26 protein-coding genes and 1 other RNA gene are annotated in these 24,822 nt (G+C 64.0%); 12 read left to right on the forward strand and 15 right to left on the reverse strand.

What is annotated here, in order from left to right; genetic code table 11:
• Nucleotides 1-21 precede the first annotated feature (21 nt).
• From AC3CB8_RS23025 to AC3CB8_RS23050, 6 genes are all read right to left on the reverse strand, one after another.
• Nucleotides 22-1,539: a DegQ family serine endoprotease gene (locus tag AC3CB8_RS23025; RefSeq protein ID WP_023792041.1), complete on the reverse strand. Its 1,518-nt coding sequence runs from the start codon at nucleotides 1,537-1,539 to the stop codon at nucleotides 22-24.
• A gap of 144 nt (nucleotides 1,540-1,683) precedes the next feature.
• Nucleotides 1,684-1,872 carry a DUF2065 domain-containing protein gene (locus tag AC3CB8_RS23030; protein WP_352563888.1) on the reverse strand — a complete coding sequence of 63 codons (189 nt, stop codon included), beginning with the start codon at nucleotides 1,870-1,872 and terminating at the stop codon, nucleotides 1,684-1,686.
• Between the two features lie 6 nt (nucleotides 1,873-1,878).
• Complete coding sequence (gene hflC / locus AC3CB8_RS23035) at nucleotides 1,879-2,838, reverse strand: protease modulator HflC (RefSeq protein WP_023792047.1); 960 nt, start codon at nucleotides 2,836-2,838, stop codon at nucleotides 1,879-1,881.
• Entirely contained in the window at nucleotides 2,838-3,953 is a 1,116-nt protein-coding gene (gene hflK, locus AC3CB8_RS23040; protein ID WP_023769725.1) for an FtsH protease activity modulator HflK, read from the reverse strand. The genes hflC and hflK overlap by 1 nt, the downstream gene beginning before the upstream one ends.
• A 155-nt stretch (nucleotides 3,954-4,108) precedes the next feature.
• Nucleotides 4,109-4,627 carry a dihydrofolate reductase gene (locus AC3CB8_RS23045; protein ID WP_023769724.1) on the reverse strand — a complete coding sequence of 173 codons (519 nt, stop codon included), beginning with the start codon at nucleotides 4,625-4,627 and terminating at the stop codon, nucleotides 4,109-4,111.
• Nucleotides 4,627-5,640, reverse strand: a complete 1,014-nt coding sequence (locus tag AC3CB8_RS23050; RefSeq protein WP_352548653.1) for a DUF4424 domain-containing protein — start codon at nucleotides 5,638-5,640, stop codon at nucleotides 4,627-4,629. The genes AC3CB8_RS23045 and AC3CB8_RS23050 overlap by 1 nt, the downstream gene beginning before the upstream one ends.
• A 221-nt stretch (nucleotides 5,641-5,861) precedes the next feature.
• On the opposite strand from AC3CB8_RS23050, the gene cobF reads away from it, so the two are divergent.
• Complete coding sequence (gene cobF / locus AC3CB8_RS23055; RefSeq protein ID WP_023769722.1) at nucleotides 5,862-6,623, forward strand: precorrin-6A synthase (deacetylating); 762 nt, start codon at nucleotides 5,862-5,864, stop codon at nucleotides 6,621-6,623.
• 45 nt (nucleotides 6,624-6,668) lie between these two features.
• On the opposite strand, the gene AC3CB8_RS23060 is transcribed toward cobF, so the two are convergent.
• From AC3CB8_RS23060 to modA, 4 genes are all read right to left on the reverse strand, one after another.
• On the reverse strand, nucleotides 6,669-7,010 hold the full coding sequence (locus tag AC3CB8_RS23060) for a winged helix-turn-helix domain-containing protein (RefSeq protein WP_023769721.1): 342 nt from the start codon (nucleotides 7,008-7,010) through the stop codon (nucleotides 6,669-6,671).
• Between the two features lie 74 nt (nucleotides 7,011-7,084).
• On the reverse strand, nucleotides 7,085-8,197 hold the full coding sequence (modC, locus tag AC3CB8_RS23065; RefSeq protein WP_352548650.1) for a molybdenum ABC transporter ATP-binding protein: 1,113 nt from the start codon (nucleotides 8,195-8,197) through the stop codon (nucleotides 7,085-7,087).
• A complete protein-coding gene (gene modB / locus AC3CB8_RS23070; protein WP_023782669.1) occupies nucleotides 8,194-8,898 on the reverse strand; it encodes a molybdate ABC transporter permease subunit in 705 nt (234 codons plus the stop codon). The genes modC and modB overlap by 4 nt, the downstream gene beginning before the upstream one ends.
• A 41-nt stretch (nucleotides 8,899-8,939) precedes the next feature.
• Nucleotides 8,940-9,734: a molybdate ABC transporter substrate-binding protein gene (gene modA / locus AC3CB8_RS23075; protein WP_352563887.1), complete on the reverse strand. Its 795-nt coding sequence runs from the start codon at nucleotides 9,732-9,734 to the stop codon at nucleotides 8,940-8,942.
• A 153-nt stretch (nucleotides 9,735-9,887) separates the two neighbouring features.
• Here modA and AC3CB8_RS23080 point away from each other — a divergent pair, with 153 nt between their 5' ends.
• Nucleotides 9,888-10,130 carry a TOBE domain-containing protein gene (locus AC3CB8_RS23080; RefSeq protein WP_352563886.1) on the forward strand — a complete coding sequence of 81 codons (243 nt, stop codon included), beginning with the start codon at nucleotides 9,888-9,890 and terminating at the stop codon, nucleotides 10,128-10,130.
• On the opposite strand, the gene AC3CB8_RS23085 is transcribed toward AC3CB8_RS23080, so the two are convergent.
• Nucleotides 10,108-10,902 carry a thymidylate synthase gene (locus AC3CB8_RS23085; RefSeq protein WP_023782671.1) on the reverse strand — a complete coding sequence of 265 codons (795 nt, stop codon included), beginning with the start codon at nucleotides 10,900-10,902 and terminating at the stop codon, nucleotides 10,108-10,110. The genes AC3CB8_RS23080 and AC3CB8_RS23085 overlap by 23 nt on opposite strands.
• Nucleotides 10,903-11,075: 173 nt before the next feature.
• Nucleotides 11,076-11,387 carry a DUF2853 family protein gene (locus AC3CB8_RS23090; RefSeq protein WP_015317265.1) on the reverse strand — a complete coding sequence of 104 codons (312 nt, stop codon included), beginning with the start codon at nucleotides 11,385-11,387 and terminating at the stop codon, nucleotides 11,076-11,078.
• A gap of 168 nt (nucleotides 11,388-11,555) precedes the next feature.
• Between AC3CB8_RS23090 and ssrA the strand changes: the two genes are divergently transcribed.
• Nucleotides 11,556-11,916: a transfer-messenger RNA gene (gene ssrA, locus AC3CB8_RS23095) on the forward strand.
• Between the two features lie 188 nt (nucleotides 11,917-12,104).
• Nucleotides 12,105-12,542, forward strand: a complete 438-nt coding sequence (locus AC3CB8_RS23100; protein ID WP_023792070.1) for a VOC family protein — start codon at nucleotides 12,105-12,107, stop codon at nucleotides 12,540-12,542.
• Nucleotides 12,543-12,646: 104 nt separating this feature from the next.
• On the opposite strand, the gene AC3CB8_RS23105 is transcribed toward AC3CB8_RS23100, so the two are convergent.
• Nucleotides 12,647-13,852 carry a multidrug effflux MFS transporter gene (locus AC3CB8_RS23105; RefSeq protein ID WP_023782672.1) on the reverse strand — a complete coding sequence of 402 codons (1,206 nt, stop codon included), beginning with the start codon at nucleotides 13,850-13,852 and terminating at the stop codon, nucleotides 12,647-12,649.
• A gap of 184 nt (nucleotides 13,853-14,036) precedes the next feature.
• On the opposite strand from AC3CB8_RS23105, the gene AC3CB8_RS23110 reads away from it, so the two are divergent.
• The 4 genes from AC3CB8_RS23110 to AC3CB8_RS23125 all read left to right on the forward strand — a co-directional run bounded on the left by AC3CB8_RS23110 (nucleotide 14,037) and on the right by AC3CB8_RS23125 (nucleotide 15,838).
• Nucleotides 14,037-14,726 carry a TetR/AcrR family transcriptional regulator gene (locus AC3CB8_RS23110; RefSeq protein ID WP_023769714.1) on the forward strand — a complete coding sequence of 230 codons (690 nt, stop codon included), beginning with the start codon at nucleotides 14,037-14,039 and terminating at the stop codon, nucleotides 14,724-14,726.
• A gap of 146 nt (nucleotides 14,727-14,872) precedes the next feature.
• Entirely contained in the window at nucleotides 14,873-15,409 is a 537-nt protein-coding gene (locus AC3CB8_RS23115; RefSeq protein ID WP_023782673.1) for an SspB family protein, read from the forward strand.
• Between the two features lie 10 nt (nucleotides 15,410-15,419).
• Entirely contained in the window at nucleotides 15,420-15,617 is a 198-nt protein-coding gene (locus AC3CB8_RS23120; protein ID WP_023769711.1) for a DUF4169 family protein, read from the forward strand.
• The gene (locus AC3CB8_RS23125; RefSeq protein WP_352563884.1) at nucleotides 15,614-15,838 is read left to right on the forward strand and encodes a ribbon-helix-helix domain-containing protein; all 225 of its coding nucleotides are present in this window, start codon (nucleotides 15,614-15,616) and stop codon (nucleotides 15,836-15,838) included. Before AC3CB8_RS23120 ends, AC3CB8_RS23125 begins: the two co-directional genes overlap by 4 nt.
• A 2-nt stretch (nucleotides 15,839-15,840) precedes the next feature.
• Here the strand turns inward: AC3CB8_RS23125 and AC3CB8_RS23130 are convergent, their stop codons facing one another.
• Nucleotides 15,841-17,637, reverse strand: coding sequence for a chloride channel protein (locus AC3CB8_RS23130; protein ID WP_352563883.1), 1,797 nt, complete (start codon nucleotides 17,635-17,637; stop codon nucleotides 15,841-15,843).
• 166 nt (nucleotides 17,638-17,803) lie between these two features.
• Here AC3CB8_RS23130 and AC3CB8_RS23135 point away from each other — a divergent pair, with 166 nt between their 5' ends.
• From AC3CB8_RS23135 to AC3CB8_RS23145, 3 genes are all read left to right on the forward strand, one after another.
• A complete protein-coding gene (locus tag AC3CB8_RS23135) occupies nucleotides 17,804-18,232 on the forward strand; it encodes a MarR family winged helix-turn-helix transcriptional regulator (protein ID WP_031247585.1) in 429 nt (142 codons plus the stop codon).
• A gap of 104 nt (nucleotides 18,233-18,336) precedes the next feature.
• A complete protein-coding gene (locus AC3CB8_RS23140) occupies nucleotides 18,337-18,642 on the forward strand; it encodes a hypothetical protein (protein ID WP_352563882.1) in 306 nt (101 codons plus the stop codon).
• A gap of 24 nt (nucleotides 18,643-18,666) precedes the next feature.
• A complete protein-coding gene (locus AC3CB8_RS23145; protein ID WP_023782677.1) occupies nucleotides 18,667-19,566 on the forward strand; it encodes a sigma-70 family RNA polymerase sigma factor in 900 nt (299 codons plus the stop codon).
• Nucleotides 19,567-19,592: 26 nt separating this feature from the next.
• On the opposite strand, the gene AC3CB8_RS23150 is transcribed toward AC3CB8_RS23145, so the two are convergent.
• On the reverse strand, nucleotides 19,593-23,639 hold the full coding sequence (locus tag AC3CB8_RS23150) for an AsmA family protein (RefSeq protein WP_023792080.1): 4,047 nt from the start codon (nucleotides 23,637-23,639) through the stop codon (nucleotides 19,593-19,595).
• Nucleotides 23,640-23,769: 130 nt separating this feature from the next.
• Between AC3CB8_RS23150 and AC3CB8_RS23155 the strand changes: the two genes are divergently transcribed.
• Nucleotides 23,770-24,756: a Dyp-type peroxidase gene (locus AC3CB8_RS23155; protein ID WP_023792084.1), complete on the forward strand. Its 987-nt coding sequence runs from the start codon at nucleotides 23,770-23,772 to the stop codon at nucleotides 24,754-24,756.
• Nucleotides 24,757-24,822 lie beyond the last annotated feature (66 nt).

The following is a 24,822-nucleotide window of genomic DNA, read 5'->3' on the forward strand; positions in this document are numbered from 1 at the left end:
TCAAATCGCCGTATTGAAATCTCAATCCATTCGGATCGTCACGAACCTGAGCTCACCGGTCTTCGACGCCAGCATCAAGAGCGCGTTCTTGCGGCCCTGCTCCTTCAGCGCACCGATCCGGTCCATGACGTCCTTGGGCGTGGCGACCGACTCCTGTGCGATCTCGGTGATCACCTCGCCCGGCTGGATACCGCGTTCGGCGGCGGCGGAGTCCTTGGCCACGTCGGTGATGACGACGCCGGAGACATCGCCGGCGATGCTGAACTTCTTGCGAGTCTCGTCGTTGAGTTCGCCGACCGTCATGCCAAGCACCGAGGCGGTCGAGACGGCCGGAGCCTTGTCAGCGCCCTTGTTCTGATCGGTATTGCCGTTCTCGCCGCTGGCCAGCTTCTCGCCATCCTCGAGCCGGCCGAGCGTCACCTTCACCGTCTGCTCGACACCCTTGCGCACGATCAGCACGTCGACTGCCTTGCCCACCGGGCTTTCGGCGACGACACGCGGCAGGTCGCGCATTTCATGGATGTCCTTGCCGTCGAACTTGATGATGACGTCGCCGGCCTGGATGGTGCCGTTGTCGACTGGTCCGCCCTTGATGACGCCGGCCACCAGCGCGCCCTTGGCGGTCGCCATGCCGAGGCTTTCCGCGATGTCGTCCGTCACCGGCTGGATGCGCACGCCGAGCCAGCCGCGCCGCGTCTCGCCATATTGGCGCAACTGCTCGACGACGCCCGACGCGAGCTGCGAGGGAATGGAGAAGCCGATGCCGATCGAGCCGCCGGACGGCGAAATGATCGCGGTGTTCATGCCGATGACCTCGCCGGCGCTGTTGAACAGCGGTCCGCCCGAATTGCCGCGGTTGATCGCCGCGTCGGTCTGGATGAAGTCGTCATAGGGGCCTGAATTGATGTCGCGGTTGCGCGCCGAGACGATGCCGACCGTAACCGTGCCGCCGAGGCCGAACGGATTGCCGACCGCCATCACCCAGTCGCCGACGCGCATCTTGGTGGAATCGCCGAATTTCACCGCTGTCAGCTTGTGGCCTTTCGGATCGACCTTCAGCACCGCGACGTCGGTCTTGGTGTCGGTGCCGACCAGCGTCGCCTTCAAGGTCACGCCATCGGAGAAATTGACCTCGATGTCGTCGGCATCGGCGATGACATGGTTGTTGGTGACGACGATGCCTTGTTCGGCGTCGATGACGAAACCCGAACCGAGCGACTGCACCTTCTGCGAGCCGCCATCCTTTTCGCCACCGCGGTTCTTGAAGAAATCGTCGAAGAAATCCTGGAACGGCGAGCCTTCGGGCAGTTGCGGCATCGGCACCGCGCCCGGCCCTTCCGTCCCCTTCACCGTCTGCGAGGTGGAGATGTTGACCACCGCGCCAAGCACGCCTTGCGCCAGGTCGGCGACCGAGGCTGGTCCGTCGGCGGCGAATGTCGGGGTCATCAAGGACGGAACGGCGACGGCGCTCAGCACCAGCGCGGCCGCGCCGGCCATCAACGTCCGTCGAGCGGCGGCCAAAAGGGTGTTGGATGTCATCGAGAAGCCTCCCGGCATTTCTAAAAGAGAAAAGCGCTTCGACGAAAACGCCGTGTCGCGCCATGATGGCAAGAAATACGGCACGTTTGCGGCTATGACTATCGGCGGAGTGTAAATCGAGCGTTATTCCGCAAACCGCCGCCTCTACACGCCCCGCACCAGCCAGACGACGCCGACACCAATGGCGATCGCCGCCAGCCCGCCGATCCGCAAAGCATTCTCCGGCATCGACAGCACTTCGCCCGCGAGCTTCTTCGCAAGGCGGGGGAAGCCGCCATAGACCAAGCCCTCTATGACAAGGACCAGGCCTATCGCCGCCAAGAAATCCTGCACCGGCCGTTACTGGCCGGTGCTGGGTTGTGTCGTCGGCGCGGCAGGTGCCGCGGCCGGCGCCGGCGACGTCGGTTTCGCCGGTCCTTCCTTGCCGTCGGGATCGCGGAAGTAGCGGAAGAACTCCGAACTCGGCGACAGCACCATGGTCGTCCCGGTGTTGTCCAGCGCGGTGCCATAGGCATTCATCGACCGGTAGAAGTCGAAGAAGGCGGGATCGCGCTTGTAGGCGTCGGCGAAGGTGGCACTGCGCTGCGCTTCGCCCTCACCGCGCAGGATCTCCGACTCCTTCTGCGCTTCGGCAACGATCTCGACCACTTCACGATCGGCGCGCGCGGTGATGCGCTGTGCCGCTTCGTTGCCGCGTGCCCTCAGCCGCGCAGCCTCCGCCAGGCGTTCCGCCTTCATGCGATCGTAGGTCTGCTGTGAAACTTCGGCCGTCAGGTCGGTACGGCGGATCCGGACATCCTCGATCTGCAAGCCGAGAGACGTGGCGTCGGGCCTGAGCTGATCGCGCACTTCGCGCATCATCACGGCACGCTCTTCGGAAAGCGCGGCCTCGAAATCGCGCAAACCGTAGACGCGGCGCAGGGCAGCGTCGAGACGCGTCCTGAGCCGCGCTTCGGCCAGTTCGATCTGGCCGGACACGGCCGCCCGGAAGACGCGCGGATCCGAGATGCGATAGGCGATGAAGGCATCGACCTCATAGAACTTGCCGCCCGAGACCTGGACGCGGATGTTGTCGAGGTCGAAGCGCAGCACCCTGTTTTCGATCAGTTGCACCGTATCTGCGTCGAAGAACGAGAACGGCGCCTTGAAGTAGATGCCGGGCTCGCTCTTGACGTCGACGATCTCACCGAAGCGGAGCACCAGCGCCTGCTGGCGCGCATTGACCACGAAGACCGAGGAATAGATCAGGAAGAGGATGACCGCCGCCACGACGCCGAAGATGGGAAGACGGTTGGCCATCACTTGGTACCTCCCGTGTTCGCGGCGGGCGCGGCCGGTGCCGGCGGCTTCGGCTGCAATGCGGGCAGCGGCAGATAAGGCAAGACACCTTGTCCGTTGCCCTGCTCGACGATGACCTTGCTCGAGTCCTTCAGAACCCTCTCCATGGTTTCCAGATAAAGGCGTTTGCGCGTGACATCGGGGGCTTTGGCATATTCGTCGTAGACCGAGATGAAGCGCTGGGCCTCACCTGCGGCTTCCTGCACCACACGGTTTTTGTAGGCGGCCGCGTCTTCGCGGACCTGGGCCGCCTCGCCGCGTGCCTGGCCGAGCTTCTGGTTGGAATACTGATTGGCCTGCTCGACGAACTTGTCCTCGTCCTGCTCGGCGCGCTGCACCTCGTCGAACGCATCAGCCACCTCGCGTGGCGGCGCCGCATCCTCGATGGAGACGGCGTTGACGTTGAGACCGGCCTTGTAGCCGTCCAGCGTCGTCTGGATGATCTCGCGCACCGAGGCCGCAATGCCCTGGCGATCGTCGCGGAAAATGTCCTGCGCCGGCCGGCGGCCGACGGCTTCGCGCATGGCGCTCTCGGCAACCTGCCGCAGCATGCCATCCGGGTCGGAGACGTCGAACAGGTAAGCGCGGGGATCGGAGACCTGGTAGGCCACCGAAAACTGCACATTGACGATGTTCTGGTCGCCCGAGAGCATCAGCCCGTTGCCGCTGGTGTTGCCGCCGCCAATGTCGACGAGCTGCTCAGAAATCTTCGCCGTCTCGACGGTCTCGAGAGGCCACCAGTGGAAATGCAGACCTGGCTGGGAAAGTTCGGCCTTCGGCTTGCCGAAGCGCAGTTCGACCGCGACCTCGTCGGGCTGCACGGTATAGACCGCCTGGAAGGCCCACAGAACGACCAGCACCGCGGCGATCAGGCCGAACACCGCCGGACTGGCGCCGCCGCCGCCGGGCAGCGCACGCCGCAACCGATCCTGGCCACGGCGAATGATGTCTTCGAGGTCGGGAGGCGACCCCTGCGGGCCGCTCGGCCCCTTCGGTCCCTGCCCCCAGGGCCCCTGATTGTTACCGCCGCCACCCCACGGGCCGCCGCCGCCGCCACCTTTGTCGTTCCAGGGCATGAATGTCCTTTCGCTTGGAATTCCCTCAAGCGCCGCGGTTACGGCGCAAATCCAGTGTCGTTCTTCTATAGGGACGCCACGGCACGCTTTCAACGCGATGCGCCGCCGACTTCATCCGTTTTGAACCGGTAGCGACCCTTTGTCGTCCTTTATCTTCAAACTATCTGGCGGTGGCGCTCATAAACCGTATAGCGCGTCGCATGGCTGTCCTTTTCTCCTGACGCAATCTCCTGCGAACTGACCACTTGCCATGTATTAAGGTCGATCGGCGGGAAATGCGCGTCGCCATCGACGGCGGCCAGCACATGGGTCACGTGCAGACGGTCGGCCAGTGGCAGCGCCTGGGCATAGATTTGGCCGCCGCCGATGATGCAGACCTCGTCGACGCCCGTCATGCGGCGTCCACGCACGGTCGCCAGTTGGATCGCGGCTTCCAGCGTATGCGCCACCTCCACGCCCTCGGCGCGCCAGGCCTCATCGCGCGTGACGACGATGTTCAGCCTGCCCGGCAGCGGCCGGCCGATGCCTTCATAGGTCTTGCGGCCCATGATGATAGGCTTGCCCATCGTGTCGGCCTTGAACCGCTTGAGGTCGGTGGAGAGCCGCCACGGCAACCCGCCATCCCGCCCGATCACGCCGTTCTCGGCAATGGCGACATAGATCGCGACGTGCATCAGTTTGCGTCCCCGCCATTGCTGTCCGACGGTACGAGCAGGAGGATGTCGATGTCGTGCTCGGGATAGAAATCGTTCGCCTTCATCTCGAAACGCGTCGGCCCGACCTTTTTGACGTTGTCGCCGCAGAACGAGACCAGGGCTTTCGGATTGCCCTTGTCGACGGTCAGCTTGAACTTGCCGATGGTGCCCGCCGCCCAGTTGCCCCCGGTGGTCAGGATATAGGCGATGCGGCTTTCGTAGAATTTGGGATAGCCGTCCGGATTGTCCTTCGCCGCCTTGCGCACCGCATTCTCGAATGTGTCGTCCATGCAGTAGCGGCTCTTGTAGGCGGCGTATGAGTTCTGGAACTGGCCTTCATTGAAGAAACTGACCGAGGATGTGCCGCCCACGCTGGGCTTGTAGCTGTGCGAGACGTGAACGTCCTTGTTGGCCGGAAAGGTCGCGCGCCACCAATAGGTCGAGCGCAATTGCCAGAACGGCGAATAGACCGGTTTTTGGCCACTGTCGGCTGCCGAATCCTCGATGATGATGCCGCGGTTGACCCAGTCGTCAGCCACCGCTTGCGGCAGCTTCGCCAGCGCCGCCCTGGCCGCGTCGCCGAACGGATTGAAGGGCACGTTTTGCGCCTTGAGGTCGGCGCCGATGTCGATGCCGAGCGCGAGCACCTTCTGCTCGAGTTGGGGCTTGGCCGCGACGCCGTCGATCGTCACCTCGAAGCCGAGGAAATTGTCGCTCTGGTTTTCCGGGATCGCCGGCATCTCTTCGGGATCGCCCGAAATGTCGGGCATCGGGAAGGCGACGATCGCCTCGACATCCTTGTCGATGTTGTTGTGGAAGACGTAGTCCACCGTCACCTTTTCGGGGGAGATGAAAAGATCCTCGCTTTGCATCGCCACGGCATCGCTGCGCGACAGGATCACGCCGCCGGTGCCAAGCTCGGCAACCGAATCATTGGCCATCGCGGGCGCGGCTGAAAGCGCCAACGCTAAAGCCAGAACAGATCGCAACATCGAAGCCCCCTCGGCTGGAATGCCTGGATGACCCTAGCCGTTTCAATGCGGCGTTTCAAAGCCCTTCCGCTTGCTGGGCGTGCGTGACTGGTTTGGACAGGCAGGCGGTCTGGACACGCACGCGGTCTGCACACGCAAGCGCAAGCGGTCTGGACACGCAAGCGGTCTGGACACGCAGGCGGTCTGGACTAACAGGTTCCGATGGGGCAGGAGTTCGCGCCATGCGCAAGCTTCTCGTCATCGGCATAGGCGCCGGCAATCCCGACCACATGACCGTCCAGGCCATAGCAAGCCTGAACAGGGCGGACGTCCTGTTTATTCCCGACAAGGGGACCGACAAGACCGACCTTGCCGACCTGCGGCGCGGGATCTGCGACCGCTTCGTCACCAACCCGGCCTCACGCCGGGTCGAGTTCGACGTGCCCGTGCGCGCCGAACCAACCTCTTCCTATCGCTCGACCGTCGACGACTGGCACGAAGCCATCGCCGCCATCTACGAGGGACTGATCCGCGACGAGATCTCCGGGGGCGGCTGCGGCGCCTTCCTGATCTGGGGCGATCCTTCGCTCTATGACAGCGCCCTGCGCATCCTCGAGCGCGTGCGCCTGAGGGGCAATGTTGCGTTCGACCTGGAAGTCATTCCCGGCATAACGGCTATCCAGGCGCTGGCAGCCAGCCACAAAACGGCGCTGAACCGCATCGGCGATCCCGTGCTGATCACCACCGGCCGCCGCCTGACCGAGGAAGGCATGCCGGACAATGCAGGCAGCGCCGTCGTCATGCTCGACGGCAAATGCGCCTTCAACACGCTGGCCGACCAGGACCTTTTCATCCAATGGGGCGCCTATCTCGGCACGCCCGACGAGATCATCATCTCCGGCCGCCTTGGCAATGTCGGCGCCGAAATCGAAAAGCGCCGCGACGAAGCCCGCCGGAAGAAAGGCTGGATCATGGATACGTATTTGCTGCGAAAGCCGGAGTAGTCAGTAGGGATTAGGCTGCCTTCACTGCTCATACTCACTACTCCCCTATCCCGCCTCAATCTCCGCCTGCAACGCATCCATATGCGTTGACGCGGCCGCACTCGCCGCGCGTTCGATGGCGCGAAAACGGCTGACCACGGCCAGGCCGACGGTCGTCAGTTGCGCGCCGCCGCCTTTGCGGCCGCCGGTCTGCGCGGCCACCAGCGGCTTTCCGAACACCCGGTTCATGTCCTCGACCAAGTCCCATGCGTGCTTGTAGGACATCTCCATGCCGCGCGCGGCGGCCGAGATCGAACCGAAGGTGGCGATGTGCTCCAGAAGCTCGATCTTGCCAGGACCGATCCGTCCGTCCGGATCGAGATTTATCCGCAAGCTCAGCGACGGCATTTTTGCTCCTCCGCGATCGCTTCAGCTTCGGCGACCGTTATTCCAAAACAATATAGCGCCGATCGCCGCCGCTGTCAGCCATCGACCTCGAGCGGCAGGCCGGCGCCGGTATTTCCCCGGTCGAAGCTCACGGTCTTGACCACCGCGAAGACCTTGCCGCCGAGCCGCAGCTCCAGCGCCTGCCGTGACTGTTCGGTGATGCGGGCGAGCACCGTTGCGCCATTGCAGTCGATGCCGATTTCGACCGTCGGCCCCTCGCCCGGACTGATCGCGACGATCGTGCCGGGCAGGATATTGAGGGCACTGAGGCCCGTCGGTTTCTCCGCGGCGATCATCACATCGCGAGCACGAATGCGGATACGCACGGGAGCCCCGGCCTTCATCGCAAGGCGCGGCACGCGGATCTCGCCGGCGGCCGAGCCGAGCACGGTCATCCCAAAAGCCTCGTCGTGACGCAGCACCTTCGTGTCCAGCACGGCACCACCCTCGCCGCGCTCTTCCACCGGCAACAGGTCGAGCCTTTGCATGACAGCGTCGGTCGGACCGCTGGCCGTGACCTTGCCCTGCGCCAACATCACCACGTCGCTCGCCAGCCGCGCCACCTCGGCGACCGAATGGCTGACATAGACGATGGGGATCTTCGTTTCGTCGCGCAGCCGCTCGATATAGGGCAGGATCTCGGCCTTGCGCGCTTCGTCGAGCGAGGCCAGCGGCTCGTCCATGAGCAGCAGTCTGGGGCTGGCCAGCAGCGCCCTGCCGATCGCCACGCGCTGTTTCTCGCCGCCCGAGAGTTTTGCCGGCCGTCGGCCAAGCAGCGGGCCGATGCCCAGCAAGTCCACAACGGCGTCCATATCCGCGTAGCGTTCCGCCGCCGGCGTGAACCAGCGGCCGTAGCGCAGATTGCTGATCACGCTCATATGCGGAAACAGGCGCGCATCCTGGAACACCATGCCGATGCGGCGTTTGTGCCTTGGCAGGAAAATGCCTGCACCAGTGTCGACCAGCACGCGGCCATCGACCTCAATGCGCCCCTTGTCCGGCCGGATCAGCCCGGCAATCATGTTGATCAGCGTCGTCTTGCCGGAACCGGACGGCCCAAACAGCGCCGTCAGCCGTCCGGCGCTCTCAAAGCGGGCCTCGACGGCGAAATCGCCAAGCCGGTGGCCGATGTCGACAAGGACGCTCATTCGATGTCCATCCGCCGCCCGACCCGCCGCGCCAGCACTTCCGATGCGACCAATGCCGCCATCGAGATGACGATCGAAATCAGCGTCAGCCGCAGGGCCCCTTCGTCGCCGCCCGGCACCTGGGTAAAAGTGTAGATCGCCGACGGCAGCGTCTGCGTCTCGCCAGGAATGTTGGAGACGAAAGTGATGGTCGCGCCGAACTCGCCCATCGCCTTGGCAAAGGACAGGATGGCGCCGGCGATCAGCCCGGGCAGGATCAGCGGCAGCGTGATGGTGCCGAACACCCACAGCGGGTTGGCGCCGAGCGTTCCCGCCGCCGCCTCCATCTTGCGATCCACCGCCTCGATCGACAGCCGGATCGCCCGCACCATCAGGGGGAAGCCCATGACACCGCAGGCCAGGGCGGCACCCGTCCAGCGAAACGAGAAGACGATACCGAAATGTTCGGCGAGAAAGGCACCGGCCGGGCCGCGTTTGCCGAACGTCAAAAGCAGGAGATAGCCGGTTACCACGGGTGGCAGGATCAGCGGCAGGTGCACCACCCCGTTGAGCAGCGTCTTGCCCCAGAATTGCCCCCGGGCAAGCAGCAGCGCGATCGCTATGCCCGGCGGCAGGCTGGCGAGCATCGCCACCGTCGCCACCTTGATGGACAGCCGGACCGCATTCCATTCGTCGGGAGTGAGGTCCAGCAGCCAGCTCATAGTACGGTATCGGGCCTTTTCGAACTCAGGTGCTTGCCGACTCAGTTGCTCGGCGTGAGCACGGTAAAACCCTGTTCCCTAAAGAGCGCGCCGGCCTTGGCGGACTGCAGGCACTTCAGGAAGGCCGGGGTATCCTTGTCCTTCGAATCGGCTGTCTGGGCAACCGGATAGATGATCGGCGGATGTGTGTCCTCCGGGAAGGTGCCGACCACCTTGACCCCCTTTTCGGCGTGCGCGTCGGTGGCATAGACGATGCCGAGCGCGGCCTCACCAGTCGAAACCAGCTTCAGCGCCGCACGGACATTCTCGGCCTGCGCCACCTTGCCCTCGACCGAGGACCAGACGCCGAGCGATTCCAATGCCGCCTTGCCGTATTTGCCGGCCGGCACAGCCTTGAAGTCGCCCATGGCAAGCTTGCCGTCGCCGACCAGCTTGGCGAGGTCAAAGCCTTTCTCGATCTTGGTTTCGACCGTCGAATCCTTCGGCGCCACCAGCACGATCTCGTTGCCCAGCAACTTCACTTCTGTGTCGGGCTTGGTCAGCTTCTTGTCGGAGAGATATTTCATCCAGTCGAGATCGGCGGAGATGAAGATGTCGGCCGGCGCCCCGCCCTCGATCTGCTTGGCCAATGCCGAACTGGCGGCATAGGAAACGGTGGCGGCTTCGCCGACATCGGTCTCGCAGGCCTTGTTCACCGCATCGAGCGCATCCTTGAGACTGGCTGCCGCGAACACCACGAGCTTGTCTTCCGCGTGCGCTGCCGGCGTTGCCGCCATCAGCGCCGCCGCAAGACCGCCAACGGCGATTGCACTCAACCCGAAACCTTTGCGCGCCATCGAAAACTCTCCTGGGTTCTAAAATCCGATCGGCTCGAAGCCTGCACACCGATATATCCGCATGGATATAACAAGGAAAGGGCCTGCCTACCGAAACTCCGTCTGGCGCTGCATGATTGCTCTGATAAGACCGCCGCCGCGAAAGGAACTCCAATGAAGATCAGCGCCCGCAATGTCCTCGAGGGAATGATCACCGAGATCCTCAAGGGAGCCACCACCTCGCATGTCCGCATCGACATCGGCGGCGGCGCCATCGTCACCGCCTCGATCACCAACGAAGCCGTCGCCGACCTCAAGCCCGAAGAGGGCAAGCAGGCCTATGCCGTGGCCAAGGCCGCGGACGCGATGGTGGCATCGACCGGAAGGCCGCAGCTCAGACCGCGATGGGCGCCTTGATCGACGCGTCGGCGACGTAGTTTTCCAGCCGGAAATCCTCGAAGCGAAAGGCGAAAAGGTCCTTCACCTCAGGATTGATCCACATCGTCGGCAGGGTCCTCGGCGTGCGCCGCAACTGTTCGCGCGCCTGCTCGAAATGGTTCGAGTAGAGATGCGCGTCGCCAAGCGTGTGGACGAAATCGCCCGGCTTAAGCCCAGTCACCTGCGCCACCATCAGCGTCAGCAGTGCGTAGGACGCGATGTTGAAGGGCACGCCGAGGAAGATGTCGGCGGAACGCTGGTAGAGCTGGCAGGAAAGCCGGCCCTCGGACACGTAGAACTGGAACAGGCAGTGGCAAGGCGGCAGCGCCATGGCTTCCACCTCGGCGGGATTCCAGGCCGAGACGATCAGCCGCCGTGATTGAGGATTGCGGCGGATCTCCTTGAGAAGATTGGCGATCTGGTCGATCGAGCCGCCATGGCCGTCTGGCCAGGACCGCCACTGCCTGCCGTAGACGGGGCCGAGATCGCCATTCTCGTCGGCCCACTCATCCCAGATGGAAACGCCGTGGTCGGTCAGGTACTTGATGTTGGTGTCGCCGGCGAGGAACCATAGGAGTTCATGGATGATCGACTTCAGATGCAGCTTCTTGGTGGTGGTGACCGGAAAGCCGCGCGCCAAATCGAAGCGCATCTGGTAGCCGAAGACGGAGCGCGTGCCGGTGCCGGTGCGGTCGCCGCGATCGGCGCCGTTGTCCAGCACATGCTGCAGGAGGTCGAGATACTGGCGCATCGGTTCGGGGCTCGATTCGGGATCTCGTCGATCATAGCGCATATAGGCGCTGACGCCACGCTTGTCTGAGATCGTCCCCATTCAGCAGGGAACGAAGCCTGCCCAGAATCCTCCCCGGCGAACCGGAAGCGCGGAAATCGCCAGCCGGCCGCCAGAATGAATAACCAAAGGTCTCAGAGAGAGCCGAGCTTGCCCAGGTCCTTGGCCACCAGATAGTAGAAGGTCACGCGGTTCTTGGTATTGTCGGCGTGCATCGCCTTGCAGGTCTTCTCGATTGCCGCGTCGGCCTTCGCCCCGTCGCTGACGCCGAGCTTCTTGGCCACCCAGCTCTCCTTGACCCGGGCCAATTCCTTCGGATCCGTGCAGGACACCAGCGAGGAATCGCGGTTCCTCAGCGCAATGCCCAGGTGCTTGACGATTTTTTCGACCGCATCGGCACTTGCCGCGGCGTCATATTTCTTCACATCCGCAAGATAGTCGGCCATCAGAATTCCCCTCGTCGGCGCCACGGATCCGATCGATGAGGGCTGTGGCGCGCTTCGCAACTTGTGCGCTAGGTTGGCAAGTCCTCACCGCCCGCGAAGCTTCGGTTGAGACCGCGCCCAAGTCAACCCTTGGCGTCGCGATTTGACACGGGGACAAAGCACCATTGCGGCCTTTCATTTCCGCGCGAGCCCCCCTATATTCGTTTTGTCGGCTTGACCGACTATGGCGATAAATGGGCGATGAAATAAGCCGTTCGGACCCGGGGGCGGTACCCGGCGCCTCCACCAAAAGCCGCTGTTGAGGACAGAGCGGTTTTTGCTGGGGGCGAAATAGGATCGACGAAGGTGTAAAGATCGTACTTTTGCCCGGCATTGTACCACCGTCATCGGGCTAAACTTATAGTTGCCAACGACAACTATGCGGAAGCACGTCTCGCTGCTTAATGCAGTGCGATAGCTTCAAATCAAGCCCTAGGGGTTCGCACTTCTAGGCGGGGTTCGGAGGTACCTGGCAACAGAAACCTCCACTTCTTTCTCTTCACCATCGTCACGCAACGGCAGGCTCGGCTCTGGCCGATTTCGCGTGGCCGCTTAGCCGCGAAACAGTCGCGCATCCCTTCATCAATGGACAAAAAAGTCTGACGGGTCCGGCCTTTCCTGTGCGTTGTTGGACCAGGCGATACCTTGTAAACTGAAACGCCCTTGGAGATCGAAAACATGGCGCTCAAGCGGATGGACAATGTAGGAATCGTCGTCGAAGACCTCGGAGGGGCGATCGATTTCTTTCGCGAACTCGGCCTCGAGCTCGAAGGGCGGGCCACGGTCGAAGGAGAATGGGCCGGGCGCGTCACCGGACTGGGCGACCAGCATGTCGAGATTGCCATGATGCGCACGCCGGACGGCCACAGCCGGCTGGAGCTGTCCCGCTTCCTCGCGCCGCCTGTCGTCGCGGATCACCGGACCGCCCCGGTCAACGCTCTGGGCTATCTCCGCGTCATGTTCACCGTGGACGACATCGACGACACGCTTGCAAGGCTCCGCACGCGCGGCGCGCAACTCGTAGGCGAAGTTGTCGAGTACAAGGACGTGTATCGGCTCTGCTACATCCGTGGGCCTGAAGGGCTTCTCATCGGCCTCGCCCAGGAACTCAACTGAGCGTCAGCAACCAGAGCGCGGTCGTCAACGCGGAGGCAAACGCCGGCTTCGACACAAAGAGGGCCGGGATCGACCCGGCCGCTCCTGGTTCATTGAGGATTTTCCTATTCCGCCGGCGCTTCGACCGCTTCGCGCGAACGGCCAAGCGTGACTTTCGCCAGGGCGAACGAGATCACCGCGCAGAGCGTGATGCCGGCGACCATCGGCAGCGGCGTGCCGTCGAAGAACACACCGGCGACGCCCATGGCGAGCGCGCCGATGGCGAAGTGCAGCGTGCCCATCAGCGCCGACGCCGTGCCGGCGATCTCGCCATGCTCTTCCATGGCCAGCACCGATGTGGTCGGGATGACCAAGCCGAGGAAGCCGTAGCCGACGAACAGCAGGGCCGCCATCACGTCCAGCCGGTCGACGCCCGTCGCCATGATCGCGAACAGCACAACCATCGTCGTCGCGTAGCCGGTCACCGCCACCCACACCACACGCTTCAGTCCGAACCGTTCGGAAAGCAGGCCCGTCAACTGCGACATGCCGATAAAGGCAACCGCGTTGATCGAGAAGAACACGCTGTAGACCGAAGGCGACAGCCCGTAATGGTCGATCAGGATGAAGGAGGAGCTCGACAGATAGACGAAGAAGCTCGCAATGCCGAAGCCGGCGATCGCCACCAAGCCGAGGAAATTACGGTCGCCCATCAGGAAGCGGTAGCCGGCAAGGGCTGTACCGAAGGAGGACCCGACGCGTTCTTCCACCGGCCGTGTCTCCTTGAGCGAGGTCGCGAGCAGGATGGTGGCAAGCACCGCCGCGCCGGTCACCGTCCAGAATACGGCGCGCCAGCCGAAATTCTCGATGATCTGGCTGCCGGTCAGCGGCGCCAGGATCGGCGACACCGAAAACACCAGCATCAGCAGCGACATCAGTTTGGCGGCCTCATTGCCGGTGTGCAGGTCGCGCACGATGGCGCGCGGAATGGCCATTCCGGCACTCGCGCCAAGCCCCTGCAGGAAGCGGAAGGCGATCAGCCACTCGATGGTCGGCGCCATTGCCGAGCCGATGCCGCCGGCCATGAACAGCGCCAGGCCGCCATAGAGCGGAAGCTTGCGGCCGACCATATCGGAGATCGGCCCGACGACGATCTGGCCGAAGCCCATCGACAGGAAGAAGATCAAAAGGCTCATCTGCACGGCGGCGGTGCCGGCATGCAGATCGGTGCCGATCGACGGCAAAGCGGGCAGATACATGTCGATGGCGAACGGACCGATGGCGGACAACAGGCCGAGCACGACCGCGATGCGGAGGAATTTGGGATTCATGATAATGGCTTCTTTCGAATCTGGTTGCCGCCGCCAGGCGACGTCTGACCCTAGGACGTTCCATCCCGTGGGTTTCCTACTCCTGGAGCAAATTTATTCGCCTCCGGAGCGAAATCCCCTTATATCGTGTCCACAAATTTAGACAGTCTTGTCTAAATGGTCAATCACCTCTATATGGATTTTCATGAGATCGGGCGTTTCTCCTGACACTTTCCCGCCACGCGGCCACGAGGCCAAGCGCCTGTCGATCGTCGACGCCGCTGCCGGCGTGTTCTGCCGCGAAGGTTTCGCCGGCGCCAATATCGACCTGATAGCGGTTGAGGCCGGCGTGTCGCGCCAGACGGTCTACAACCACCATGGCGACAAGGAAAAGCTGTTCATCGCGGTCGTGCGCGACCTGACCGAGCGCTGCAACGCCGGCATTTTCGCCACCATCGCCACCTTTCCCGATCAGCCTGGGGATCTCGAGGCCGACCTGATCGGTTTTGCCGTGCGCCTGAACCAGAACTGCATCTGCAACCGCGACGGAAAATTCCTGCGCAAGCTGATCCAGACCGAGGGCGAGCGCTATCCCGAGCTCTTTGCCGAATGGCGCGAACAGGGACCCGGAAGGACATGGCCGGCGATCGCCGCCCGCTTCGCCCGCCTCGCCTATGGCGGCTATCTCGCGATCCACGATCCCGATGTCGCGGCGCGCCAGTTCCTCGGCCTCGTCAATGCCGAACTGCAGACCACCTTCATGCTCGGCGGCACGCCGAGCGAGGATGAGGTGGTGCAATCGGCGACAAACGGAGTGCGCACCTTCCTGCGCGCTTTCGGCAAGCGCCCTTCCCCGACCAGCGTCAAAAGACACGCTGCGCTGGCTAACGCATAACATTTGGCGTTGCCGCCAAACCGCCTTGCCGATCAAATCATTCGCAATAGTCCTCGCTTCGGCGCGGCGGCGGTCTATATCAGGTTTACGCCGCGCCCAAGCTTGATTACAGCTATGCGGACGATTCAACGGAACCCGACCACCTCATGGCCGACGACCATATCCGCTACGACATTCTGGCCCAGGAGGCGTTGCGCGGCGTCATGCGCAAGGTCCTGGCAGAGGTCGCGCGCACCGGCCTCCCCGGCAACCATCATTTCTTCATCACCTTCCTGACCGGCGCGCCGGGCGTGCGCGTCTCGTCGCGGCTGCGCGAGCGCTATCCCGAGCAGATGACCATCGTCATCCAGTTCCAGTATTGGGACCTGAAGGTGACCGACACCGGTTTCGAGGTCGGTCTCTCCTTCTCCGACGTGCCGGAGAAACTGGAAATCCCGTTCTCGGCCGTGCGCGGCTTCTACGACCCCTCGGTCAATTTCGAGCTCGAATTCGACGTCAAGACCGATGCGCAGCCCGACGAAGAACCGGCAGCACCGGCGCCGGAGCCGCTGACCATCGTCTCCGAGAAGAAGCCGAAGGCCGAGAAGAAGGCCGCCGCCGAAGCGGAGAAGAAGGCAACCGCGGCGGATGCCGGCACCAAGGGCGCCGAAGTGGTCTCGCTCGACGCCTTCCGCAAGAAATAGCTCGCGGTCCGTGGCCGACATCGTCAATCTCCGCCAGGCTCGCAAGCAGAAGGCGCGGGACGACAAGGCACAAACGGCCAGCCGGAATCGCGCCTTGCACGGTCGCACCAAGGCCGAAAAGGAACGCGACCGCCTGATCGCCGACAAGAGCGAAAGGTTTGTCGCGGGCCATCACCGCGAAAAGCCCACCCAGCCTGACGATCAATGAGCGCCGTCGAAAAGCGCTCGGTGACCATTCGCGGCCATCGCACCAGCTATTCCCTCGAAAAGCCCTTCTATGACGATCTCGTCGCCATCGCGGCGAACAGGAAGCTGACACTCGCCGCCCTCGTCGCCGAAATCGACGAGACCCGGCCCCGTGACACCAACCTGTCCTCGGCGCTCAGGCTGCATGTCCTGGAATGGGCGAAGCGCGCGACGAGCGCCTGAACTTACGCACCCTCGGCCGCGTCCGCCTTTTTCCCGCGTCCGAAGCCGAGCAAGGTGGAGCGCTCTCGCTCCTCGGCCTGCTTGCGCGAGCGCACGCGCATCAGATCCTTCCAGCCGATATAGCCGACCAACCTTCCATCCTCACGCTCCACGACCGGCAGATGCGAGACATTGGCTGTCACCAGCTTGTCCGACAGGCCTTCCAGATATTCGTCGGGATGGGCCAGCGTCACCTTGCTTCCGGCCAGCAGCTCGCCAAGCGTAGCCGTCCGGTGCTTTCCGGCACGGCGCCAGCGCAGGATCGCCGGCGGATCGATGAGGCCGAGCACCTGCCTATTTTCATCGATAACCGGAAAACTCGGATGGCGGGTTTCCGGCGCGGTCAGGAAGGCGGCCGCACCATGCAGCGTCATCGTCGCCGGCACGCTCTCGACCTCTGACGTCATCACCTCGCGCACCCTGGTCAGCGCGAAGGGGTCGACGCGATATTCGCGAACCAGATGGTGCCCCCGCCTGGCGATCTTCTCGGTCAGGATCGAACGCTTCATCAGCAGGACGGTGACCCCGTGCGCGGCGGCACAAGCCGCGATCAGCGGCACCAGCACATGAGTGTTGCCGGTCAGCTCGACGGCGAAGAAAGTGGCTGTCAGCGGCGCCCGCATCGTGCCGCCCATGGTGGCGGCCATTGCCAGCAGTGCCCAGAAGCCCGGGTCCGCCGCCGGCAGGATGCCTGCAAGCACCGCCCCCATCGCGCCACCCATGATCAACAGCGGCGCCAGCACGCCGCCCGAGGTTCCCGAGCCGAGCGCCACCGACCATATGATGGCCTTGACCGCCAGCAGCAGCAGCGCCGCCGTCGCGATCGTGCGGCCGTCCAGCATGTCGGCGATGTTGTCATAGCCGACGCCTAGCGCCCGTGGGTCGATCAAGCCGCCTATGCCGACCACCAGGCCGCCGAGCATTGGCCACCACATCCAGTGGATCGGCAGCTTCTGGAAGCCGTCCTCGCAGGCATAGACCATCTGGGTCAGCAGCCCGGACAACAGGCCGGCGCATATGCCGACCAGCACCCAGCCGCCAAGGCCGAGGAAGGAGATGGCCATGTTGCCCGCGAACGGAAAGATCGGCCCCGGCATGTGCAGCATGGTGCGCTCCACCTCGGCCACGATGGCCGCCACCGCCACGGGGATGAAGCTGCGTGGCGTCCATTCGAACAGCAGCAATTCGACCGCCAGCATGATGGCCGCGATCGGCGTGCCGAACACGGTGGTCATGCCGGCCGCCGCTCCCGCAACCAGCAATGTCTTGCGCTCGTTGTCCGAGACCGGCAGCATCTGCGCGATCAACGAGCCGATGGCGCCGCCGGTCATGATGATCGGACCCTCGGCGCCGAACGGCCCGCCGGAGCCGATCGAGATCGCCGACGACAGCGGCTTCAGGATCGCCACCTTGGCGTCCAGCCTGGAGCGTCCGAGCAGGATCGCCTCGATGGCCTCGGGAATGCCGTGGCCGCGGATCTTTTCGCTGCCATAGCGCGCCATCAGGCCGATGATCAGCGCGCCGATGACCGGAACGATGACGGCGGCAAGCCCGAGCGGCGTATCCTGCAGCTTCAGCTCGGCAAGCGAGAACTGGCCGAAATAGGCGATGTTGGTGGCGAACCTGATCAGCTTCAGAAGCGCCACGCCGGCAAACAGCCCGGCGGTCGCCACCACCACCGCTATCGCGGCGACGAGCAGCACTCGGGCATCCGTGGTGAAATCCCGGAGGTGATCGGGATTGGAGTTATGGGTGTTCATGGTGGCTTTGCTTCCTGGCGGCGGCCGTGTCTCGGGTTCTGCGGCACGGTCGAAGTGGCCAGCCGGTTGTTGGCCGGATATGTATCGTAACACGATATATCTGTTCAAGCGGCTTTCGCTCGAAATTTCGTTTGAGCTTTCACCGGAAAACGAAGACATCTCCGATATGACGCAGCCCAAGACACCACGCCCCGCCATCAGGCAATCCGACTACCAGCGGTTGTCCGAGTTCCGCTACCTGATCCGCCGCTTCCTCGAATTCAGCCAGGTGCAGGCCGAGGACGCCGGTCTGACCCCGCGCCAGCACCAAGCGCTGCTGGCGATCAAGGGATATCCCGGCGGCGGGCCGGTGACGGTCGGCGACCTGGCGGAACGCCTGCGCATCCGTCACCACAGCGCCGTCGAACTGGTCAACCGTCTCGGCGAGGCAGGACTGGTCGCTCGCGACCAGGACAAGGACGACCACCGCCGCGTGCTGCTGCGGCTGACCGAGCGCGCCGACGGTTGCCTGGCCGAACTGTCGGCCGCGCATCTCGACGAGCTCTCGCGCATCGAACCCATGCTGCGGCGCCTGCTCGATCGGAGCCAGGACTGACGTCCAGCATCCGTGCGGGCCGATACGGGACTTTTTTCCGGAATCCGAATCCTTTGGCCTGGCCGCCGCGTCTTGGACACGCGACAGCCAAGGGAGCCGATGCGATGAAACACCATTTGATACGCTACAAGACGAAACCGGAGCGGGCCGACGAGAACGAGCGCCTGGTCAAGGCAGTGTTCGAGGAACTGCGCGGCAAATCGCCGGAAGGCGTTCGCTACATGACCTGGCGCTCCGGCGACGGCACTTTCGTCCATCTCGTCGAGACCGAAACCGACGGGCATGCCGACCTCATCACAGGACTTGCCGCCTTCCAGGCCTTCCAAAGTGGCATCATGGATCGCTGCATCGACCCTCCGCAGCGTGACGTGATGACAGTGGTGGGCCACTATCGGATGCTGGACGAATAGAACCGTTTCGAGAATGGCCGGTGCATGAACAATCCAGGCGAAATCCCAGAGCCTTTCGACCGCTTGTTCGGCGAATTGCGCCCCAAACTGCATCGCTACTGCGCCCGGATGACGGGCTCGGTCGTCGATGGCGAGGACGTCGTGCAGGAGGCGCTGGCCAAGGCATTCGAGGCTCTGGCCGGCACCGCCCCGATCGCCAATCCCGAAGGCTGGCTGTTTCGCATTGCCCACAATGCGGCGCTCGACTTTTTGCGCCGCCGCGCCCGTGAGAGGACTTTCTCCGAGGAGGAGCCGGACATGATCGCCGACGCTGCGAATTCCATCGCCGACCGGCAGGCCGCGGCAGCCGGATTGCACAGTTTCATGCGCCTTCCCGTCGCGCAGCGAAGCAGCGTTATCATGATGGATGTCCTGGGCTATTCGCTGCGGGAGATCAGCACCATGCTCGACACCAGCATCCCCGCGATCAAGGCAGCGCTGCATCGTGGCCGTGGCCGGCTGCGTGAGCTCGCCGACGAACAGGACGATCGTCCTGTTCCCAGGCTGAGTGCATCGGAGCGCCTGTTGCTCGACGCCTATGTCGATCGCTTCAACGCCCGCGATTTCGATGCCGTGCGAGACATGCTGGCCGACGAAGTGCGGCTGGAACTGGTGGCCAGGGCAAGGCTCAGCGGCCGCAAGGAGGTGGCCACCTATTTCGGCAATTATTCCAGGGTGCGGGATTGGCATTTGCAGTCTGGTTTCGTCGAGGACCGTCCGGCAATCCTCGTGCGCGATCCCAAGGACCCGACGGCAGCACCGGCATACTTCATCCTGCTGAGTTGGCAGGGCGGCAAGCTTGCCGCCATCCGCGACTTCCGCCACGCCAGATACGTCGCCGACGGCGCCGAAACGTTCGTCCTTGAGACGATTGCCTGGCGGTGAGCAACCGGAAAGCCTAGCCCTGCTGCCTACTGCAGTGACTTCAGCAGATTGTCGACCGTGAACGGATTGGCCTTCGGCTTGGCCGGAGGCGGATTGTCGTTGGCGGGCACCTGCTCGGCCTTGGGCGCCTGTTGCGCCGCCTTGCGCTCGGCTTCGAGCCTGGCTTTTTCCTGGGAGGCAATGCGCATCGCCTCCTCCGCCTTCTGGCGCTCCTGCTCGGCCTGCGCCTTGGCCGCTTCGTCCGCTGCCTGCTGTTCCGCCGCCGCCTTGGCCTCCGCATCGGCCTTGGCTTTTGCATCCGCGTCGGCCTTCGCCTTGGCATCCGCTTCGGCCTGGGCCTGAGCTTCGGCCTGGGCCTGAGCGTCGGCCTCCGCTTTCGCCTTGGCGTCGGCCTCGGCCTTCAGGCGCGCCGCTTCCTCTTGTTGGCGCAGCTCCTCCGCGGCCTTGTCGCGGGCGTCCTGAAGGGCCGCGTAATAGCGCACTTCGCGTCGCAGCCGCTGTTTCTCCAGCAGCGCGGCCTGCATGGCCTCGACGCGCTGCTGTTCTTTTTCCAGCGCACGCTGGGTCAGGAATTGCGCCAGGGGCTCGCTGTCGAACTGCCGTTTCACGGCGCCGAACGGCCCCTCGGCGGTGAAATTCACGGCCGGCTCGGAGCCGACCAGCGCTTCGTCGCCGGGCCGATAGGTGACCGCGCCCTTGGCGGAAACCGTGCTGGCATTGAGATCCGCCGCGATGTCGGCCGACAAGGTCGCCGCCGGGTTTTCAAGGCTGATCGGCGGCGCCCTGAGCGTGCCGCCGGCTATCGTGAAGGCGACCTCGGCGTTCCCGGCGGCAAAACTTCCGTCGGCGGCGATGTCAGGCGCGAAGCCAGCCGTCTTGGCGGCGTCGATATCGCGTCCGATCGCATCCGCCTTGGCCAGGAATGCGCCGAACGCGTCAGGATTGACGCCAGCGATCCGCAAGTCCTTCAGCGTCGCCGTGCCGGATCCCGATAGAGCGGCGATCATAGCGTCGACGGATTTGCCGCTGGTCGACAGCGTCGTCGAGAAATCGCCGACGCCGCCGATGCCCGCATCCGGCAAGACGTTCGCCAGATCGGCACCCGCCAGTTTCATCTGTCCGGTGAAAAGCCCGGTACCGTCATTGTTCTTCAGATCGAACAGGCCGGAGAGCGCCCCGCCGAGGAATTTGGCCTTGAGATCGGTGACCCGAATGCCTTCCGGGTCGAGCTTGAGCGAGAGTGCCGCGTCATAGGCGGTGGCGAGCGGGCCGACGGTCAGCGAAGCCGTGGTCAGGTCGAGATCGGCCGTGAACGGCAGGCTGGACTTCTGGCTGAACGGCGCCGACGGCCACGCGCCGGATTTGTCATTCTTGTCGGCATTGTCACTCTTGTCAGCATTGTCACTCTTGCCGGCATTGTCACTCTTGCCGGCATTGTCACTCTTGCCGGACCCGTTCTTGTCCACGAGAAAAGCGGAATCGCCAAACAGCGCCACCGCCATCGGATCGAGGTCGAGTTCGTCGAGCGCCAGCGCTCCTGCCAGATGCGGCACGCCGTCCTTGCCGTCGACCCCCTGCTTGACATCGAGGTTGATGTCGCCCGACACCGCCGCCTCGTTGATGGCGCCGCTGAGCCCGGAGAGCACCAGCAGGCCGTTGCCGTAGTCGGCCTGCGCGGCCAGCGATGTCGACATGCCGGCGCCCATGCCGGGCAGGCCGATGCCTGTCGTCATCAGCCATGGCTCGATGTCGGAGGCGTCGAGATTGATCTTGCCCTTGGCCGTCGGGCCTTGCGGCGTGTCGGCGACCATCCCCTGGAAGCCGGCCTTGAAATCATTGCCGGCAAGGCTGAAGCTCGTCGCCAGACCGCCGGAAAGCGTGCCCTTGGCCTGAATATCGGTGCTTGCTTCACCCAGCATGCCGAGCGGCAGCGCCGGCAGGCCATAGAGCGCGAGCAAGGCGGTTGCGTCCGGGTTCCGGGCATTGAAAGTCAGTGTCACTGGCGCGTCGGCAAGCCTGTCCACCGCGCCCTTCCCCGACAGCGACGCCGAAAAGGACGAGCCGCCGGCCTTGCCTTGCCCGCTCACCGCCAGGCCCGTGGTGCCGTCGCCATTGTCGGCGGCACTGGCCACGAGGTCGACGCGCGCGTCCTGGAACAAGTCGGGATAAGCCGCGGCGCGGTCTGCGAGCCCCTTCAGCACGGCATTGTCCGGATAGTGCCGTGCCGCGACATCGATCAGTGGTTTGAGGTCGACCGCGACCACTGAGGCGTCGAGCTTGCCGGTCGGGCTCGCCGGAAAATCCTTGATGCGGCCGGTGGCGCTGATCGAGGAACCGGCCAGCCCGCCGACAGACAGCCGGTCGATTTCGAGCAGTCCGCCGCGCAGCCTGAGCGCGGTATCGACCGTGTCGGCGGTCAAGCCGCCGGCGCTGACAGGGCCGGCCTTGATCTGGAAATCGAGGTCGCTGTCGGCAAAACGATTGGCGCCCTTGTCGCTGACGAAGATCGAGGCGAAGGCCGCCAGCCCATCGACATCGAGATCGCCGCCCTCGAGCCGCATCAGCACCGACGGCTTTGCGTCTTCAGGCTGGCTGGAATCGATGCGGCCGGAAAACTTCGCCTTGCCGAGTATCAGTTCGAGATCGCTGAAGGATTGATGATTTTCCGAGAGATCGACCTTGGCCTTGAAACCGGCGGCAGGCAGACGGCGGATCGCCTCGTCGACATCCTTCGACAGCCAGGCGGCAAAACCTGAAGGTTGCGCCACGGCCAGCAGCAACGAGCCGGTAAAACCGAAATGGCCCTGCACGTTGAGCATGACCATGCCGTCGGCTTCCAGTCTGGTGCGGCCGGGCAAGGTCGCGGCCAGCGATTTCACCGACCACCCGTCACCGACCGGTTCGGCCGAAAGATGAACATCGCGCACCGTGGTGTCGCCGGCCACCACCGCCGGCAGCTTGACCTCGACCGTGCCGGGAATGGTCGGCTTCGGCAGATCGAGCAGCGCCTGCTCAAGCCCGGCGATGCGCTGATCCAGTGTCAGGCCTGTACCCGCCTGGGCACCCACCGCCTCGTCGAACTGAACCTGCGCGCCATTGGCCTCGATGGCGAAGCTCGGTTTCTGGCCGAGATCGACCGAGGCCTTGCCATCGGCGGTATAGGGATTGTCGAGCGGACCGGTCTCGAAACGGAATTCGTCGACGCCAAGCTTCTGATGGTCGAGCGAGAACTTGCCGTTCAGCCGGAAGCCCGGATCGGACTTGCCGGTGCTGACCTTCACCGTCTCGCCATCCGTGCCGCGCAACTCGGCTGAATTCTTGCCCGCACTATTCTTGTCCGCGCCCGAAATCTTGAACTGGCCGGAATAGACGGCGGCACCCTTGACGATGCCGGCATTGCCGTCGGTCTCGATGACCAGCGGATAGGCGTCGGGATCCGCCTTCACCCGTAACCGCATCTGCCCGGAGGGTTCGGCCTTGCCGGTCGACGCCGCGACAGTGGTCCGCAACCCGTCCAGCCGCAACGTGCCGTCCATGCGCCAGGGACCGGCCAGCGACTTGGCCGAAATGGTCGAGTTGATCTCCGAAAAGATGTGGCTGCGGCCGCCGGCGGCATGGCGCAGTTCGATCTGCCCTTCCGTCACCGTCAGTTTCTCGATCGTGACCTGGCCGGGGTCGAAGGGCGAAGACGGGCGCATCGCCCAATCGACGGTTCCGTCGGCGGCGATGTCGATGGTCGCCTTCGGCCGCACCAGCCGCATGTCGAAGATCAGCACCTCGCCGCGCAGGAAGGGTGCGAGTTCCGCGTCCATCGAAAACGTCTCGACGGTCATGGCCGGCCGGCCGTCGGGACCACCGGCAACGGCGACGTTGGAAAAGGTCACCGAGGGAAACGGCAGCAGCCTTGCCGTGGCGTCGCCCTGCACGGTCACCTTGCGGCCGAGGATTGCGCTTGCTTCGCGCTCGAACTCGGCGCGGTAGCCGGTCCAGTCGATAAAGTGCGGCACCACCAGCGCCGCAAGCAGCACCAGCACGAACAGGCCACCGAAGATCACGAACAGGCGTGCGAGCATCAGCTCCGAACAGGTTGATTGCAATTCTGCCGCACTCTACCCGCATCCGCGTGTCGATAAAGAGGCAATTCATCCCGTTGCGTCATGTCGGACGATCTGAAACAAGTCCGCTAAAAGCGGAGATTCTCGGATGTCGGGCAAGAACTGGGATCGCGTGCCGATCGATGCGCAGAGTGTCGATGCCCCGCTATCGCAGTCGGCGATTTTCCTTGTCGGCACCGTCGCCGGCGATCAGCCGGCTCTGGCCAGGGTTTGTTCCGTGCTCGGCGAACTCGACGATCTGGTCAAGACTGTCGGATTCCGCGATCTCGGCGGGCGCCTGTCCTGCATCGCCGGCATCGGGCGCGATCTCTGGGACCGGCTCAGCCCCGGCCGGCGGCCGCTGGAACTGAAGCCGTTCGCGCCGATCAAGGGCGCGGTCCATTCGGCGCCAGCGACACCGGGCGACCTGCTCTTTCACATCCGCGCCGAGCGGCCCGACATGTGCTTCGAATTCGAGCGTATCCTGCTTGACAGGCTTGGTCCCGGCGTCAGCGTCGTCGACGAAGTGATCGGCTTTCGCTATTTCGACGCCCGCGACCTGCTCGGCTTCGTCGACGGCACCGCCAACCCGGCCGGCCTCGATTTGCCCGCCTCGGCGCTGGTCGGTGACGAGGACGCCGATTTCGCCGGTGGCAGCTATGTCGTGGTCCAGAAATATCTGCACGACATGCGGGCCTGGGCGCGCATTCCCACGCCCGAGCAGGAGGCAATCATCGGCCGCACCAAGATCGACAACATCGAAATCGACGATGACGACGCGCCGCGCAAATCGCACAAGTCGCTGGCAACCGTAGTCGATGCCGATGGCAACGAACACGACATATTGCGCGACAACATGCCGTTCGGCAGGCCCGGGCGGAACGAATTCGGCACCTACTTCATCGGCTACAGCAGATATCTTTGGGTCACGGAGAAAATGCTGCAGCGCATGTATGTCGGCGACCCGCCCGGCGCCTACGACCGGCTGCTCGATGTCTCCACGCCGCACACCGGCACGACATTCTTCGCCCCGACCCGTCCCATGCTGCAGACGCTTGCGCAGGAGGTCCAGGAGCAGCTTCCCACTGCAGGGTAGAGCGGCGGTTGGCGGGCTCTAACCGCCCCCCTTAGCGTGCGTCGCGCTTCGCCTGCACGACCTTGC

It is taken from the genome of Mesorhizobium sp. P160927 (genome assembly GCF_057766385.1).

Coding starts and splice junctions, on each gene's coding strand:
- AC3CB8_RS23110 (WP_023769714.1), top strand. CDS start 14,037: ATGAGATCGGGCGTTTCTCCTGACACTTTCCCGCCACGCGGCCACGAG.
- AC3CB8_RS23045 (WP_023769724.1), bottom strand. CDS start 4,627: ATGCACGTCGCGATCTATGTCGCCATTGCCGAGAACGGCGTGATCGGG.
- AC3CB8_RS23080 (WP_352563886.1), top strand. CDS start 9,888: ATGAAGATCAGCGCCCGCAATGTCCTCGAGGGAATGATCACCGAGATC.
- hflC (WP_023792047.1), bottom strand. CDS start 2,838: ATGGCCAACCGTCTTCCCATCTTCGGCGTCGTGGCGGCGGTCATCCTC.
- AC3CB8_RS23150 (WP_023792080.1), bottom strand. CDS start 23,639: ATGCTCGCACGCCTGTTCGTGATCTTCGGTGGCCTGTTCGTGCTGGTG.
- AC3CB8_RS23115 (WP_023782673.1), top strand. CDS start 14,873: ATGGCCGACGACCATATCCGCTACGACATTCTGGCCCAGGAGGCGTTG.
- modB (WP_023782669.1), bottom strand. CDS start 8,898: ATGAGCTGGCTGCTGGACCTCACTCCCGACGAATGGAATGCGGTCCGG.
- AC3CB8_RS23050 (WP_352548653.1), bottom strand. CDS start 5,640: ATGTTGCGATCTGTTCTGGCTTTAGCGTTGGCGCTTTCAGCCGCGCCC.
- AC3CB8_RS23135 (WP_031247585.1), top strand. CDS start 17,804: ATGACGCAGCCCAAGACACCACGCCCCGCCATCAGGCAATCCGACTAC.
- modA (WP_352563887.1), bottom strand. CDS start 9,734: ATGGCGCGCAAAGGTTTCGGGTTGAGTGCAATCGCCGTTGGCGGTCTT.
- AC3CB8_RS23145 (WP_023782677.1), top strand. CDS start 18,667: ATGAACAATCCAGGCGAAATCCCAGAGCCTTTCGACCGCTTGTTCGGC.
- AC3CB8_RS23130 (WP_352563883.1), bottom strand. CDS start 17,637: ATGAACACCCATAACTCCAATCCCGATCACCTCCGGGATTTCACCACG.
- AC3CB8_RS23125 (WP_352563884.1), top strand. CDS start 15,614: ATGAGCGCCGTCGAAAAGCGCTCGGTGACCATTCGCGGCCATCGCACC.
- AC3CB8_RS23140 (WP_352563882.1), top strand. CDS start 18,337: ATGAAACACCATTTGATACGCTACAAGACGAAACCGGAGCGGGCCGAC.
- AC3CB8_RS23100 (WP_023792070.1), top strand. CDS start 12,105: ATGGCGCTCAAGCGGATGGACAATGTAGGAATCGTCGTCGAAGACCTC.
- AC3CB8_RS23085 (WP_023782671.1), bottom strand. CDS start 10,902: ATGCGCCAGTATCTCGACCTCCTGCAGCATGTGCTGGACAACGGCGCC.
- AC3CB8_RS23090 (WP_015317265.1), bottom strand. CDS start 11,387: ATGGCCGACTATCTTGCGGATGTGAAGAAATATGACGCCGCGGCAAGT.
- AC3CB8_RS23025 (WP_023792041.1), bottom strand. CDS start 1,539: ATGACATCCAACACCCTTTTGGCCGCCGCTCGACGGACGTTGATGGCC.
- hflK (WP_023769725.1), bottom strand. CDS start 3,953: ATGCCCTGGAACGACAAAGGTGGCGGCGGCGGCGGCCCGTGGGGTGGC.
- AC3CB8_RS23060 (WP_023769721.1), bottom strand. CDS start 7,010: ATGCCGTCGCTGAGCTTGCGGATAAATCTCGATCCGGACGGACGGATC.
- cobF (WP_023769722.1), top strand. CDS start 5,862: ATGCGCAAGCTTCTCGTCATCGGCATAGGCGCCGGCAATCCCGACCAC.
- AC3CB8_RS23155 (WP_023792084.1), top strand. CDS start 23,770: ATGTCGGGCAAGAACTGGGATCGCGTGCCGATCGATGCGCAGAGTGTC.
- AC3CB8_RS23105 (WP_023782672.1), bottom strand. CDS start 13,852: ATGAATCCCAAATTCCTCCGCATCGCGGTCGTGCTCGGCCTGTTGTCC.
- modC (WP_352548650.1), bottom strand. CDS start 8,197: ATGAGCGTCCTTGTCGACATCGGCCACCGGCTTGGCGATTTCGCCGTC.